At 65.4% G+C, this 12666-nt stretch carries 12 protein-coding genes and 1 tRNA gene (1 of these 13 cut by a window edge); 7 read left to right on the forward strand and 6 right to left on the reverse strand.

The window, feature by feature from the left end:
* Window positions 1-7: 7 nt before the first annotated feature.
* The 4 genes from ligD to AC3A6I_RS16220 form a co-directional block, all read right to left on the reverse strand.
* Window positions 8-2485, reverse strand: coding sequence for a DNA ligase D (gene ligD / locus AC3A6I_RS16205; protein WP_487544787.1), 2478 nt, complete (start codon window positions 2483-2485; stop codon window positions 8-10).
* 259 nt (window positions 2486-2744) lie between these two features.
* Window positions 2745-4091, reverse strand: a complete 1347-nt coding sequence (locus AC3A6I_RS16210) for an MFS transporter (protein WP_487544788.1) — start codon at window positions 4089-4091, stop codon at window positions 2745-2747.
* A 143-nt stretch (window positions 4092-4234) separates the two neighbouring features.
* Window positions 4235-4311, reverse strand: a tRNA-Met gene (locus tag AC3A6I_RS16215).
* A 128-nt stretch (window positions 4312-4439) separates the two neighbouring features.
* Window positions 4440-5279 (reverse strand): hypothetical protein, encoded by an 840-nt coding sequence (locus tag AC3A6I_RS16220; protein WP_487544789.1) that lies wholly within the window; start codon window positions 5277-5279, stop codon window positions 4440-4442.
* 224 nt (window positions 5280-5503) lie between these two features.
* Between AC3A6I_RS16220 and AC3A6I_RS16225 the strand changes: the two genes are divergently transcribed.
* From AC3A6I_RS16225 to AC3A6I_RS16235, 3 genes are all read left to right on the forward strand, one after another.
* Window positions 5504-6541 (forward strand): aldo/keto reductase, encoded by a 1038-nt coding sequence (locus tag AC3A6I_RS16225; protein WP_487544790.1) that lies wholly within the window; start codon window positions 5504-5506, stop codon window positions 6539-6541.
* A 436-nt stretch (window positions 6542-6977) separates the two neighbouring features.
* Window positions 6978-7181, forward strand: coding sequence for a hypothetical protein (locus tag AC3A6I_RS16230; protein WP_487544791.1), 204 nt, complete (start codon window positions 6978-6980; stop codon window positions 7179-7181).
* A 58-nt stretch (window positions 7182-7239) separates the two neighbouring features.
* Window positions 7240-7926 (forward strand): DUF599 domain-containing protein, encoded by a 687-nt coding sequence (locus AC3A6I_RS16235; protein WP_487544793.1) that lies wholly within the window; start codon window positions 7240-7242, stop codon window positions 7924-7926.
* A gap of 138 nt (window positions 7927-8064) precedes the next feature.
* On the opposite strand, the gene AC3A6I_RS16240 is transcribed toward AC3A6I_RS16235, so the two are convergent.
* The gene (locus tag AC3A6I_RS16240; protein WP_487544794.1) at window positions 8065-9336 is read right to left on the reverse strand and encodes a tetratricopeptide repeat protein; all 1272 of its coding nucleotides are present in this window, start codon (window positions 9334-9336) and stop codon (window positions 8065-8067) included.
* A gap of 180 nt (window positions 9337-9516) precedes the next feature.
* On the opposite strand from AC3A6I_RS16240, the gene AC3A6I_RS16245 reads away from it, so the two are divergent.
* The 3 genes from AC3A6I_RS16245 to AC3A6I_RS16255 all read left to right on the forward strand — a co-directional run bounded on the left by AC3A6I_RS16245 (window position 9517) and on the right by AC3A6I_RS16255 (window position 10932).
* Window positions 9517-9828 carry a (2Fe-2S)-binding protein gene (locus AC3A6I_RS16245; RefSeq protein WP_487544796.1) on the forward strand — a complete coding sequence of 104 codons (312 nt, stop codon included), beginning with the start codon at window positions 9517-9519 and terminating at the stop codon, window positions 9826-9828.
* The gene (gene bfr / locus AC3A6I_RS16250) at window positions 9794-10279 is read left to right on the forward strand and encodes a bacterioferritin (protein ID WP_487544797.1); all 486 of its coding nucleotides are present in this window, start codon (window positions 9794-9796) and stop codon (window positions 10277-10279) included. The genes AC3A6I_RS16245 and bfr overlap by 35 nt, the downstream gene beginning before the upstream one ends.
* Window positions 10280-10521: 242 nt before the next feature.
* Window positions 10522-10932 carry a VOC family protein gene (locus AC3A6I_RS16255; protein WP_487544798.1) on the forward strand — a complete coding sequence of 137 codons (411 nt, stop codon included), beginning with the start codon at window positions 10522-10524 and terminating at the stop codon, window positions 10930-10932.
* Window positions 10933-10935: 3 nt separating this feature from the next.
* Here the strand turns inward: AC3A6I_RS16255 and AC3A6I_RS16260 are convergent, their stop codons facing one another.
* Window positions 10936-11916, reverse strand: a complete 981-nt coding sequence (locus tag AC3A6I_RS16260; RefSeq protein ID WP_487544800.1) for an aldo/keto reductase — start codon at window positions 11914-11916, stop codon at window positions 10936-10938.
* A 117-nt stretch (window positions 11917-12033) separates the two neighbouring features.
* On the opposite strand from AC3A6I_RS16260, the gene AC3A6I_RS16265 reads away from it, so the two are divergent.
* A protein-coding gene (locus tag AC3A6I_RS16265; RefSeq protein ID WP_487544801.1) for a hypothetical protein crosses the window boundary here: on the forward strand, window positions 12034-12666 show its 5' portion. The gene runs 213 nt beyond the window's last position; only the first 633 of its 846 coding nucleotides appear in the window; it begins with the start codon at window positions 12034-12036; its stop codon lies beyond the right edge, outside the window.

Genomic DNA, 12666 nt, shown 5'->3' on the forward strand with positions numbered 1-12666 from the left:
TCGCCTCCTACGCGCGCGTACTACGTCCAGCCTTCGACAATGCAGGCAGATCACGAGCGGACTCGTTAATCGCCGCCCACGGATCGCCGGTCGTGGTTAACAATCCGGGAAGCGTAGAATAGTTGAGATCGACCGGGGCGTCGATGGATTCAAGATCGCGCCAGTCGAGCGGAGTCGAGGCCGGCATGCCGGTGCGGGCCCGCAGCGAATAGGCCGACACCGCCGTCGCCGAACGCGCGTTGCGATGGATATCGATGAGGATCCGCCGCTTGCGGTTACTGGCGCCGATCACCGTGACGAAGGTGTCGGGCGCGGTCTTCGCCAGCGCCACGGCGATATCGCCGGTGACGTCGTGCACCTGCTTCCACGCCATTTGCGGGGTGATCGGCACGACGAGATGGATGCCCTTGCCACCCGAAGTTTTGACGAACGGCACGACGCCCATGCCCTCGAGCTCGCCGCGCAGGTGCAGCGCCGCTTCCACCACTTCGCGCCACTCCACCCCCTCACCGGGATCGAGATCGAAGGTGACGCGATCGGGCTTTTCGAGATGGGTGAGATGCGTGCCCCAGGCGTGGAACTCGATCACCCCGAACTGCGCCAGCGCCAGGTAGCCCTTGGCGTCCTCGACGGTGAGATAGGTGCGGTCTTCCTCGCCCGAATTCTGCGTCTCGAACACGTTGATCGAGGGCGGCATGCCCTTGAAGGCGTGGCGCTGGAAGAAGCAGTCCTTCACCGCGCCGGTGGGGCAGCGGAACAGCGACACCGGCCGGTTGAACAGATGCGGCAGCATGAAATCGCCGACCGCCGCGTAGTAGACCGCGATATCGAGCTTGGTCGGCCCGCTCTTGCCGAACAGCCGGCGCGTCGGGTTGGTGATCGAGATCGACGCGAGATCGGCATCGGTGACCAGCCGCTGCCGCGGCGCCGCCGAGGTAGTCAGCTCGACATCGAGCAGGCCCTTGAACACGGCGTGGCGCAGCAGGTTTTCCGACGTGCGGTTGGCATAGTGCACGTGGCAGCGCAGCACCGGCTGCACCCAGAGAATATCCTTGGGTGCGCCGTCGAGTTTCGTGGTCGGATCGCGCAGCGGTTCGAGCCGCCGGTGCAATTGCGCCAGCATGGCGGCGTCGAAGCCGGTGCCGCACTTGCCGCGATAGTGCAGCTCGTCGCCCACCCACTCGGCCAGCGCCAGCGAGGCGAGCCCCTCGGCGGCGGCTGAGACGGTATAGCCGGCGATGACGAAATCGTCCGACTTGAGCGCCTTGATCTTCATCCAGGTGGTGGTGCGCCCGGACTGGTAGGTGGCGTTGGTGCGCTTCGAAACGATGCCCTCGAGCCCCATTTCGGAAGCCTGCTCGTAGAGCCCATGCCCGTCGCCCTCGACATGATCGGAATACTGGATGGCCGAGCGCCCGGTGACATGGCCGCCGAGTAGCTGCGCCAGCAGCGCCTTGCGCTGGCTCAGGGCCACACCGCGCAGGTCGTAACCGTCGAGATAGACGAGGTCGAAGGCGTAGAAATGGAGGCTGCTGCCGGCCCCTTCGGCCAGTGCATCCTGCAGCCCGCCAAAGCGCGAGATGCCCTTCTCGTCGAGCGCCACCACCTCGCCATCGATGATCGCCTGCTTGACCGGCAGCTCTGCGAATTCCCTGGGCAGGTCGCCATAGCGCCGCGTCCAGTCCAGGCCGCCGCGCGTCACCATCTTCACCGCACCATCGATGACGTGCACCATGGTGCGGTAGCCGTCGAACTTGATCTCGTGCAGCCAGCTGGCGGCGCGCGTGTCGTCTGGCGGCGTGGTCGCGGCGGTAGCGAGCTGCGGCTCGACCAGCGCCGGTGGAAGTGCCTTCACCGCACCGGCGAGCTTGGCCGGCTTCAGCACGGCGGTAGGCTTGGGCTTGGCCACCTGCTTCGACGCCGCGAGCAGCTCTTCCGTCGTCAGACCCGATTTCACGCTCTCAGGGCGGGCGGTGACGATGTCGATCTCGGTGTCGACGCCGCTGTCATGCTCCTTGATCAGCAGCCAGTTGTCCTTGCCCTCGTCGCCGGGGCGGCCCTTAAGCCGGGTCAGCATCCAGCCGCCCTTCAGCTTTTCGCCCCACAGCCGGAACTTGAAGCCGCCCTTGCGCAGGCCGGTATCGACATCCTCCATCGGCGCCCAGTCACCGGTGTCCCACACGATCATCGGGCCGCCGCCATACTCGCCCTCGGGAATCACGTCCTCGAAGTCGATATACTCGAACGGATGGTCCTCGGTATGCACGGCGAGCCGCTTGTCGGCCGGGTTGAGCGACGGCCCGCGCGGCACCGCCCAGCTGAGCAGCACGCCGTTATGCTCGAGCCGCAGATCGTAGTGATCGGCGGTCGCCGAGTGCTTGTGGACGACAAAGCGGGTGCCCCCGGGCGCAGCGACAGCACCCGCGGGCTCCGATGTCCGGGAGAAATCGCGCTTGTTGCGGTAGCTGCTGAGCTTGTCGGCCATGGCGTGACGCTAGGTGGTGGTGGGAGAGCGGGCAAGCCTTCCCGCGATGCATGCGGCTGCCTTCTCCCCCCCTGGCGGGGGAGAAAGCGAAAACTTGGGCTTAGCACAGCTAAGTCCTTAGTTTTCGCAAGAGAGGGGGTCTTGGAGGGCACGGTGCGCCACCGCACCCCCTCTCTGCTGCGACTAACTCGCTACGCTCGTAAGTCTCGCGTCTCCCCCGCCCAGGGGGGAGAGGCCTGCCGCCGGCATCGAAGCATGGCTAAGCCGTAACCACCGCCCCGCCCGCCGGACCCTCGGGATCGTCCGGCCCCCTCGCGTAGGCCTCCGAGAGCTGGCGGTAGTATTTGGTGTTGAACGCCACCATGGTCAGCAGCACGCCGACGAGGCCGGCAATGGTGAAGACCAGCGCGATGCCGCGCGGCGCGCCGGTGCCGAACCAGCTGCCGATCGCCACGGCGCCGGCCCCGGTGGTCATGAACGGGATCACCACGAACTCGGTCAGTGGCCCGATCAGGAAGGCGGTCAACGGCGAGGCCGACTGCTCCACCGACTGGGCAAAGCCGAACACGCGTCCCTGCCGCTCGGGCGGCACCACCTTCTGCAGCGTCGTCTGCTCGGCTGCCTCGGCGAACGGCCCGAGGAACATCCACACGAAGCAGCCCCCGATCAGCAGCCACAGCGAATGCTGGATGGTGAACACGCAGCACACGCCCCAGGTGATGAGGTTGACCAGCAGCAGCGTCTTCAGCGGGTTCTTGCCCAGCCCGGTCTTGGAAATGATCAGGCCCGAAACGATGAAGGCGGTCGAGAGCACGCCGAACAGCAGGCCCCAGACCTCGACCGAGACCAGCGACAGGCCGTAGGCATCGAGCAGCGCCATGAAGATGCCGCCGAGGAAATTGTTCATGGTCGCAAAGATGATGAGCGCGAACAGCCCCGGCACCGCGCCGATAACGCGGATGGTGCCGGCGAGATCGATCTTGTTGGGCGCCGCCGGCTCGTCCGGATGCGGCTCGATCCGGCCTTCGTCGAGCTTGATCGTCCACATGTGGAAGAAGGCGAGCGCGGTGAACACCAGCGCCAGCCCGAGCACCGCATGCATGCCGCCCCAGGCCACGAGGAAACCCGAGATCACCGAGGTGGTGAGAAAGCCGATGCCCGACACCATGCCGACGAGGCCGTTCGCCTTGTCGCGCTCCGGCTCGGGGATCAGGATCGTCACCAGCGTCGGCAGCGCGATCGAGCGGATGTTGCCGGCGATCACGCCGAACATCACGAGGACCACGAAGCCCCACAGCACCGGCCCATAGGGATTGGTGAAAGCGTCCGCCGGGGCGACCAGCAGCAGAACCATCGCGGCGGCATAGAACCCGAACGAGACCACGCTCGAGCCCATCATCACCAGCTTCTTGGAATTGTGGTCGACGATCGAGCCCAGCCAGATGCCGAGCGCCGCCGTCATCACGAGGAAGATGCCGGCGATCATGCCCGTCGCGAACACCGACTGGGTCTCGATATAGACCCAGAAGGTGACGCCGAACCACACGGTGTAGTTCATGACGTTGGCAACGAGGTTGTTGCCCAGAATCTGGTGAAACGGGCTCATCGGTTCGCCGCTAATTGCTTAAGGGGCCGCTTATGTAACGCATGTCGGCGAGGATGGAAACCGTGACAGAAAGCCTGCCACGGGCTGCAGCGGTGCTAAAAAGCGAAAGCCCCGCTTTCGCGGGGCTTTCGTCAATCTCGGATTGGTTGCGGGGACAGGATTTGAACCTGTGACCTTCAGGTTATGAGCCTGACGAGCTACCGGGCTGCTCCACCCCGCGTCAGATTCAATCCTGAGATTGATTGCGCCGTTTCAAGGCGGCCATCGCCGCGACGCAGGGCGTATATAGGGGGTGATCGATGCTATCTCAAGGCCAAAAAGCGCGTGGCGTGACAGTTTTTTGAACCATCATGCCGAGGCAAGGAAGGACGGTCCGCTCGAGCGCGGCAGTGGCGACACCGGGCCGGCTCTCGGCGCCGGCTCTTCCGCCGGAGCCTCGGGCGCCGGCGGCGGCGCGGGGGCCATGCAACTGCGGCCGACCTCGTTGAACAGGCGATTGGCCGTGCCGACCAGCTGGTTGCGCGCCGCTTCCAGCGCTCGCCGGCTCGCCAGCGGGCCCATGGCTTGCGGACGCTTGGAAATATCGAGCGCCAGCTTTTCGAGATAGGGGATGAACAGCTCGACCGACTGCATGGCCGAGCGCACATTCTCGCATTTCTTGCTCGCCCCCGCCGCCATGATGGTGGCGAGATTGGCTTCGGCTGCCTGGCGGGCCTCGATCGCCGCCTGCGTGAACTCGCTCATGGCGACCGGCTTGGGCTTGGCGTAGCGGACATCGCCCGCCTGTTCGCCGGTGGCCACATAGGCGCGGCACATGCGCGTGTGCCACTCCTCGGCGCGCACGCGCGAAGCGAAGGTGATGACGCGCGACTGGACCAGCTTGATCTTGACCGGCAGCGCCTCGCGCGGCGGTCGGCCCTCCAGGGCGGCATCGGCATGGCCGAGCATTTCATAGGCGAGGTTGAAGCCGTTGAAGGCGCGGGTGAGCTCCGCGCAGTCGCGTCGCCGCGCCGCCGGCTCGAGCCGGCGCACATCCTGCCCGACGCTGCCGATGATGGTTTCGGCGAGCGTCGAGAGCTCGGGCAGCGTCATCCTGGCGATGCGGTCGGGCTCGGTTTCCTGCGCCAGCCCCGGCAGTGCGAACAGTAGCGAGGCGGCAATGGCGGCGGCACGAAAAAGCTTGGGCAAATCGAACCCCTGTGGCGTGGCCGGCAAATCTCTACGATCCGACTTTTGGACGCAACCGTGGGGATTGTCTCATTGTCGTGAGGACAATGCGGAGCGCTTCCAGGAAAAGTGGTGACGGTTTTCTGGTTCGGAAGCGCGACCAAACAAAAGTCTAGGGCAATTGGCCGTTCCTTTTGAGCGGCGAATTGCACTAGGGTTCGCGCCGCATCGAGAGGGCATTCCGAATGAAGATGAAGACGCTGGGCCGCACCAATGTGCAGGTCTCCGAAATCTGCCTGGGCACCATGACCTGGGGCAAGCAGAACACCGAGGCCGACGGCCATGCGCAGATGGACTACGCCATCGAGCACGGCATCAACTTCTTCGATACGGCCGAGATGTACGCCGTGCCGCCCGATGCCTCGACCTATGGCAAGACCGAGGAGATCATCGGCACCTGGTTCGAAAAGACCGGCAAGCGCGACCAGATCGTCCTCGCCAGCAAGGTCGCCGGCGGCGGCCGTCCGTGGGTGCGCGGGGGCCGCGGCATCGATGCCGCGGGCGTACGCGAGGCGGTCGAGGGGAGCCTCCGCCGGCTGAAGACCGACCGCATCGACCTCTACCAGATCCACTGGCCGCGCCGGGGGCATTACCATTTCGAGGGCTCGTGGGACTACAATCCCTACAAGCAGGACAAGGCGGCCGTGCTGCCCAACATGCTCGAAGTGCTGCAGACGATGGGCGAGCTGGTGCGTGAGGGCAAGATCCTCCATTTCGGCCTCTCCAACGAGACCGCCTGGGGCACCATGCAGTACCTGAAGCTGTCGATGGAGCTCGGCCTGCCGCGCGTCGCCACCATCCAGAACGAATACAACTTCCTGCGCCGCTACTACGACCTCGACCTCGCCGAGCTCGCCTACCACGAGGATGTGGGCCTGCTCGCCTACTCCCCGCTGGCGGCTGGCGCGATCAGCGGCAAGTATCTCGGCGGCGTGCTGCCGCCGGGCACGCGCGGCGCCGTGTCGGGCTCGGCCTATCGCAACAACCAGTATACCGAGCCGGCGATCCGCGCCTATATCGAGCTGGCCAGGGCGCATGGGCTCGACGTCAACCAGATGGCCATCGCCTTCTGCCTGACCAAGCCGTTCATGACCTCGGTGATCATCGGCGCGACGACGATGGAGCAGCTGAAGGCCAATATCGCGGCGGCGGACGTGACGCTGTCGGAAGAGGTGCTGGCGGGGATCCAGCAGATCTTCATGCGGTATGCCCGCACGCTCTGAGCAGCGGCGCGTAGGGCTCCACCCCACCCAGTTGCGCTAGGCAGCAAGCTGCCAAGCTTCACTCCCCTCCCCATCAAGGGGAGGGAAATCCGAGGCAGAGGATAGGGCACGACTTCCCTCCCCCTTGTGGGGAGGGGGGACCCGCGTAGCGGGTGGGTGGGGGTGAGCCACGCGCTCCGGCGCCTCTGCCCGCCCCCTCCACCAGCTTCGCTGGTCCCCCTCCCCCGCCCCGCGGGGGAGGATAAGAGTGGCCACCACCCCTGAAATACTCTTTCCCTCAATCCGCCTCGGCGTAGCATCTCAATTCTCGACCAGCTTGATAGAGTTTGTCATGCTCTCCTCATCCGCCGGGCTCACTCCTCCCTGTCCGGCGTCACTTCGGCTCCGCCGTCCCTCCCCTGTGGCGGCGGGGCCGGTCATCCGAGAGGAGACGGGCATGATGCATTTCATTGGGATCCTCACCCCGCGCGAGGATTATCCGGAAGGCGACGATCGCCAGAAGCCGTTCTTCGGCCCCGAGCTGCGCCTCACCAGATCCGAGCCAGGCAAACCCGACGACAAGCCGGAAGACCCGCGCTTTCCGCGCGACCCGGCCGACACCATGCTGTTCGCGAACCTGCTGTCGCCGCCCTTCCTCTGAGCGTCGGCGACACAGCGGCGGTATAAAGGGACACCGATTCGCCAAGGGGTCCCGGCGCATGACCTATGTCGCCTCGCTGTTTCCGCTGCTGTGCTGGTTCCTCTACAATTATGGCGTGCCGCTGCTCGAACGGCGCCGGCCCTCGCTATCGGTGATCATGTCGATGCAACGGCGGCGCTGGGTGGCCAACGCCGTGCAGCGCGAAAGCCCGCTCGATGCCATCCTGTCGGGCAACCTGATGGGCTCGGTGAGCTTTCTCGCCTCGACCTCGGTGCTGCTGGTGCTGGCGGTGTTCACCGCCTTCGGCAACCTGACGCCGCTGATGGAGACGCTCGAAACCGTCGGCATCCGCTCCAGCCATTCGATCCAGAACGTCCAGATCCACCTGTTCGCCAGCCTCTCGATCTTCGTGCTGAGCTTTTTCTCGTTTACGCTGGCGCTCCGGCAGTTCAACCATTTCTGCATCCTGCTCGGCGCGATCGACCATGACGGGCACACCTCGGCCGAGGAGATCGACGGCATCGCGCAGCTCAACTCGCTGGCTGCCAAGAACTTCAACAACGGCATCCGCGCCTATTACTTCGCCGTGCCGATGGTCGCCTGGTTCGCCAGCGAGTGGCTGGCGATCGCCACCAGCCTCATCACGGTCGGCTTCCTCATCCACCGCGAGTTCTTCTCGAGCGCCCACCGACTTGCCGCCTCAGTCGCCGTGCTGGCCAGCCGACGCGAGAAGGAGCACGGGTGAGGGTTTCTGGGGCCGGCCCCTCACCCCGGCCCTCTCCCCAGAGGGGAGAGGGGGCGATGTGGCACTGTCCGTGGTCTTGCGTCCCCTCTCCCCTCCGGGGAGAGGGTAAGGGTGAGGGGCCGAGCCCTTCGCCGTCCGCTAGTTGGCGATCTTGCTCGGCCCGTACGGCTCGACGCCCGGAGTAACGGTTGGAGCATTGAGCTCGGCCTCGAGTCGGCTTCGGTTCTCGATCGCCGTCTCGTAGCCCAGCGCGGCCGACTGCTGATAGAAATCGAGCGCCATCTTGCGGTCGGCGGTGACGCCCAACCCCTGCTCGTAGATGTGCCCCATATTGTTGAGCCCGATGGCATTGCCGGCCGTGGCCGCCTGCTGGGTGAAACTGAAGCCCTTGGTGTAGTCGGGCTCGCCGCCATCGCCTTCGAGATACATGAGGCCCAGGTTCACCGCCGCATCGGTGTGGCCGTTGTCGGCGGCCTGCCGGTAGAGTTGGCGAGCCTTGGCCGGATCCTGCTCCACCCCGATGCCGTCTTCGTAGACGTAGCCCAGGTTGAACTGCGCCTGCGCAATGCCCTGGTCCGCAGCCTGCTGGTAGAACACCGCGGCAGCGTCCGGGTCGGCCTCGGTGCCATAGCCATATTGCTTGAGATAGCCGATGGCGTTCTGCGCCGGGCCGTAGCCCTGCGCCGCCGACGCCTCGTAGAGCGCCGCGGCCCTGGGGTAGTCGACCGGTCCGAGATAGCCGTCCTCGTAGAGCGTACCCAGGTTGTACTGTGCCCGCTCGTCGCCGGCATCGGCGCCGCGCTGGTACCAGGCGGCCGCCGCCACATAATCCTGGTCGACACCGAGCCCCTCGGCATAGAGCGAGCCGAGGTTGGCCATGGCGCGCGGCAGCCCCTGCAGGGCGGCGCGGCGATAGAGCCGGCTCGCCTCGACATGGTCCTGCTCTACGCCCTCGCCATAGTCGTAGGAAAGCCCGAGGCTGTCCTCGGCCGGCGCGAAGCCGGCATCGGCCGCCTGCCGCAGCAGGCCGGCGCCGCGCGTCATGTCCGCAGTGATGCCGTCGCCGACGATCAGCAGGTCGCCGAAAATGGTCTGCGCCAGCAGGTTACCGCCCTCGGCTGCTTCCTCGAGATAAGGAATCGCCGCCTCCTGCTCGCCGTTGGCGTCATAGGCGCGGCCGAGCCATGCCTTGAGCGGCAGCGAATCCGGCTCGACCTCGAGCGCCGCGAGGCAGGCGGTTATCGCTGCGGGGGCATCCATTGCTGTGGTGGAAACACCGATCTCGCCATAGTCCGGCTCCCACTGGCTGGCGGCCTGGGCGGCACAGGCGTCGAATGTCTCGCCCGCCAGCGCCGGGGTTGCGCAAAGCGCGATCAGCGCACCGACCAGCACCCTTGTTTTTCCGCTCATGGCCCTCACCCTTCTGCTTCGCTGCGATCATAGCCGAGCCGAGGCCCTGCGCCAGACCGTTCCGGCCTTCCACCTCTCGCCGTGACGTCGCGATGTCACTTGCCCGTGCGCGACAATCGCTGACATTGACAATCAGGTTTTAGCGGCGCTCTATGCGCCCGTCTTCGGAATGCCGCGTCTATGCTCGTCTGCCAGTGCAATGTGATTACCGACCGCGAGATCAAGCAGATCATCGTCGGCCTGCTCCGCGAGGACCCCTGGCAGATCATCGTGCCGGCCATGGTCTACCGAGAGCTCAACAAGCGCTGCAAATGCGCCGGTTGCGTGCCGAATGTGGTGGACATTATTCTCGCCGTGACCGAAGAGTACCACCTCCAGATGACCGACAAGCCCGCCGAACCCCACCCGGTTCATGCGCGGCTTTCGGCCATGCGTCGTAAACGCCAAGGAGGTCGGAATGAAAGGCGAAGCACAGGTCATCGAGCGGCTTAACGAGGCCCTTTTCCTCGAACTGGGAGCCGTGAACCAGTACTGGGTGCACTTCCGCATTCTTTCTGACTGGGGCTACACCAAGCTCGCCGCCAAGGAGCGCGCCGAGTCGATCGAAGAAATGCACCACGCCGACAAGCTGATCGAGCGCATCATCTTCCTCGAGGGCCATCCGAACCTGCAGCGCATCGCGCCGCTGCGTATCGGCCAGACCATCAAGGAAGTGCTCGAGGCCGACCTCGCCGGCGAGTATGACGCGCGCAAGGCCTACAAGGCCAGCCGCGAGCTCTGCGAGTCGCTCGGCGACTATGTGAGCAAGAACCTGTTCGAGGAGCTGCTTGCCGACGAGGAAGGCCATATCGACTTCCTCGAGAGCCAGCTGCAGCTGCTCAACTCGATCGGCGTCGAGAAATACGGCCAGCTGAATTCCGACAGCGCCGACAAGGCCGAATAAGGCTGACGGCATTGCATTTTTAGCGCCGGCCGCGATGCAGCGGCCGGCTCTTTGTTGTGTGTTCGGAGCGGGGCATTTCAACCACCTGGTCATCCCCGCGAAAGCGGGGATCTTCGTTTGGCCGCACGACCGAAAACAGAGGTTCCCGCTTTAGCGGGAATGACTCCGCGAATAATTGGCCGCGCAGAGTCCCGTTGACATTCGTTCCTCATTTGTTCACTTTAGGACAAGAGGAGACCGCGATGCAGTTTCATGCCGGACGCCTGCTCGATCACGTGCATATCAATGTCGCCGATCTCGACCGGTCGGCGAAATTCTACGCCGCCGTGCTCGAGGCGCTGGAGCTGCCGCCGGGCAACCTGTCGTCCTACGCCTTCCAGGCCGACGAGCTCTATGTCAGCCTGCCGGGCGAAGGGCAGACGCATTCGCATGTCCATCTCGCCTTCCAGGCGCGCGACGAAGCCATGGTGCAGCGCTTCTACGAGGCGGCGCTCGCGGCCGGCGGCACCGACAATGGCGCACCGGGTGAACGGAACTATCACCCTGGCTATTACGCCGCCTTCGTGCTCGACCCCGATGGCAACAATATCGAGGCGGTGACCCACGGCCCCGAGAAGCGCTCGGCCCCTTCGGTCATCCGCGAGCCGCTCTGAGCGTCAGGCGAAGCTGCGTTCGCCGGTCGGCTGGTAGGGCCCTTCGAGGCGGGCGATCTCCTCGGGGCTGAGCTTGACGTCCAGCGCCGCCACCGCGTCCTGCAGCTGCTCGAGCTTGGTGACGCCGACGATCGGAGCCGTCACCGGCTGCTTCTGCAGCACCCAGGCGAGTGCGACCTGTGCCATCTTGGCCCCGCGCGCCGCCGCGATCTCGCCGACCGCGCCGTTGATGGCGCGGTTCGCGTCCTCGGCCTTTTGGTAGAGCATCTTGCCGTACTGATCGGTCTCGGTGCGGAACGTGCTCTCGCCCCATGGCCGGGTGAGCTTGCCGCGCGCCAGCGGCGACCACGGGATGACGCCGATGCCCTGGTCGACGCAGAGCGGCAGCATTTCGCGCTCTTCCTCGCGCTCGAGCAGGTTGAGCTGGTTCTGCATCGAAACGAACGTCGCCCAGCCCTGCTTTTGCGACGTCATGATCATCTTGAGGAACTGCCACGCCGCCATCGACGACGCGCCGATATAGCGGGCCTTGCCGGCGCGCACCACGTCGTTCAGCGCCTCCAGGGTCTCCTCGATCGGGGTCAGCGGATCGAAGCGGTGGATCTGGTAGAGATCGACATAGTCGGTACCGAGCCGGCGCAGCGAATTGTCGATTTCCTGGAGGATCGCCTTGCGGCTGAGCCCGCGCCCGTTCGGGCCCTTGCTCATCTCGCCATTGACCTTGGTAGCGATCACCTGCTCGTCGCGGCGCCCGAACTCCTTGAGCGCCCGGCCGACGATCTCCTCGCTCGAGCCCAGCGAATAGACGTTGGCGGTGTCGTAAAAATTGATCCCGGCTTCCCAGGCGGCGCGCAGGATCGGCCGGCTCTTTTCCTCGTCGAGCGTCCACTCGTGCGCGCCACGATTGGGCTCGCCGAACGACATGCATCCGAGGCAGATGCGGCTGACTTCGAGGCCGGTATGGCCCAGACGGGTGAATTGCATTCCTCGTCTCCCCTGTTGGCGCTATTGTGGCAACGCTGTGCCGCAGACCAACACGGGTGATAGCGGCGGGTTTGCGGCTGCGCTAGGCTTCTTATGGGTGAGCAAGGGAGGCGTCGAATGCTTGTCCGGATGTTGACGGCCGCGCTGTTCGCGCTGGCGCCGGTTGCCTTGCCCCCGGTTGCCGCCGCTCCGCAGCTCACCCAGGCCCCGCATCTGCAGGTCGCCGACCTGATGCGCGCGACCGCGCTCGACGTGGTGTTCAGCCAGTTCGCCGCGACGATCGCATCCTCCGCGCGCAGCGAGGATATCTCGCGCGACAAGATCTTCCTCGAGCATTGGGAGGCGGTGGCGCTCACCGTGTTCAACGCCGAGCTGCTGCACAAGCGGCTGGCGCAGGCGCTGGAGGGCAGGCTCTCCGACGCCGAGCAGGCGACGCTAAGCCAGTTCTTCGAGTCCGATTTCGGCCAGCGCATGACCCGGCTCGAGCGCGACGCCGCTCTGCTCAACCCCTCATCCCAGCTGGCCGCCATCCAGCGGGGCGAGAAGCTGCTGGTCACGGCCAGCGCCATCCGCTCGACGCAGGTCGACCGGCTGATGGAGCTCGTCTCGGCGGAAATCTCGTCGGCCATGGTCGGCCAGTCGGTGCGCGCGCTGCTGCTGGGCTTGTCGGTCTCGCACCAGCAGGGCGAGATCACCGTACCCTGGCAGGAGATCGACGCGCAGGTCGAAGCGATGATGCCGACCATGAAG

It is taken from the genome of Devosia sp. Soil_C_22 (assembly GCF_057657195.1).

Bases quoted from the DNA above. Each gene is read 5' to 3' on its own strand.
- ligD (WP_487544787.1), bottom strand. From the start codon at position 2,485: ATGGCCGACAAGCTCAGCAGCTACCGCAACAAGCGCGATTTCTCCCGG.
- AC3A6I_RS16210 (WP_487544788.1), bottom strand. From the start codon at position 4,091: ATGAGCCCGTTTCACCAGATTCTGGGCAACAACCTCGTTGCCAACGTC.
- AC3A6I_RS16225 (WP_487544790.1), top strand. From the start codon at position 5,504: ATGAAGATGAAGACGCTGGGCCGCACCAATGTGCAGGTCTCCGAAATC.
- AC3A6I_RS16230 (WP_487544791.1), top strand. From the start codon at position 6,978: ATGATGCATTTCATTGGGATCCTCACCCCGCGCGAGGATTATCCGGAA.
- AC3A6I_RS16235 (WP_487544793.1), top strand. From the start codon at position 7,240: ATGACCTATGTCGCCTCGCTGTTTCCGCTGCTGTGCTGGTTCCTCTAC.
- AC3A6I_RS16240 (WP_487544794.1), bottom strand. From the start codon at position 9,336: ATGAGCGGAAAAACAAGGGTGCTGGTCGGTGCGCTGATCGCGCTTTGC.
- AC3A6I_RS16245 (WP_487544796.1), top strand. From the start codon at position 9,517: ATGCTCGTCTGCCAGTGCAATGTGATTACCGACCGCGAGATCAAGCAG.
- bfr (WP_487544797.1), top strand. From the start codon at position 9,794: ATGAAAGGCGAAGCACAGGTCATCGAGCGGCTTAACGAGGCCCTTTTC.
- AC3A6I_RS16255 (WP_487544798.1), top strand. From the start codon at position 10,522: ATGCAGTTTCATGCCGGACGCCTGCTCGATCACGTGCATATCAATGTC.
- AC3A6I_RS16260 (WP_487544800.1), bottom strand. From the start codon at position 11,916: ATGCAATTCACCCGTCTGGGCCATACCGGCCTCGAAGTCAGCCGCATC.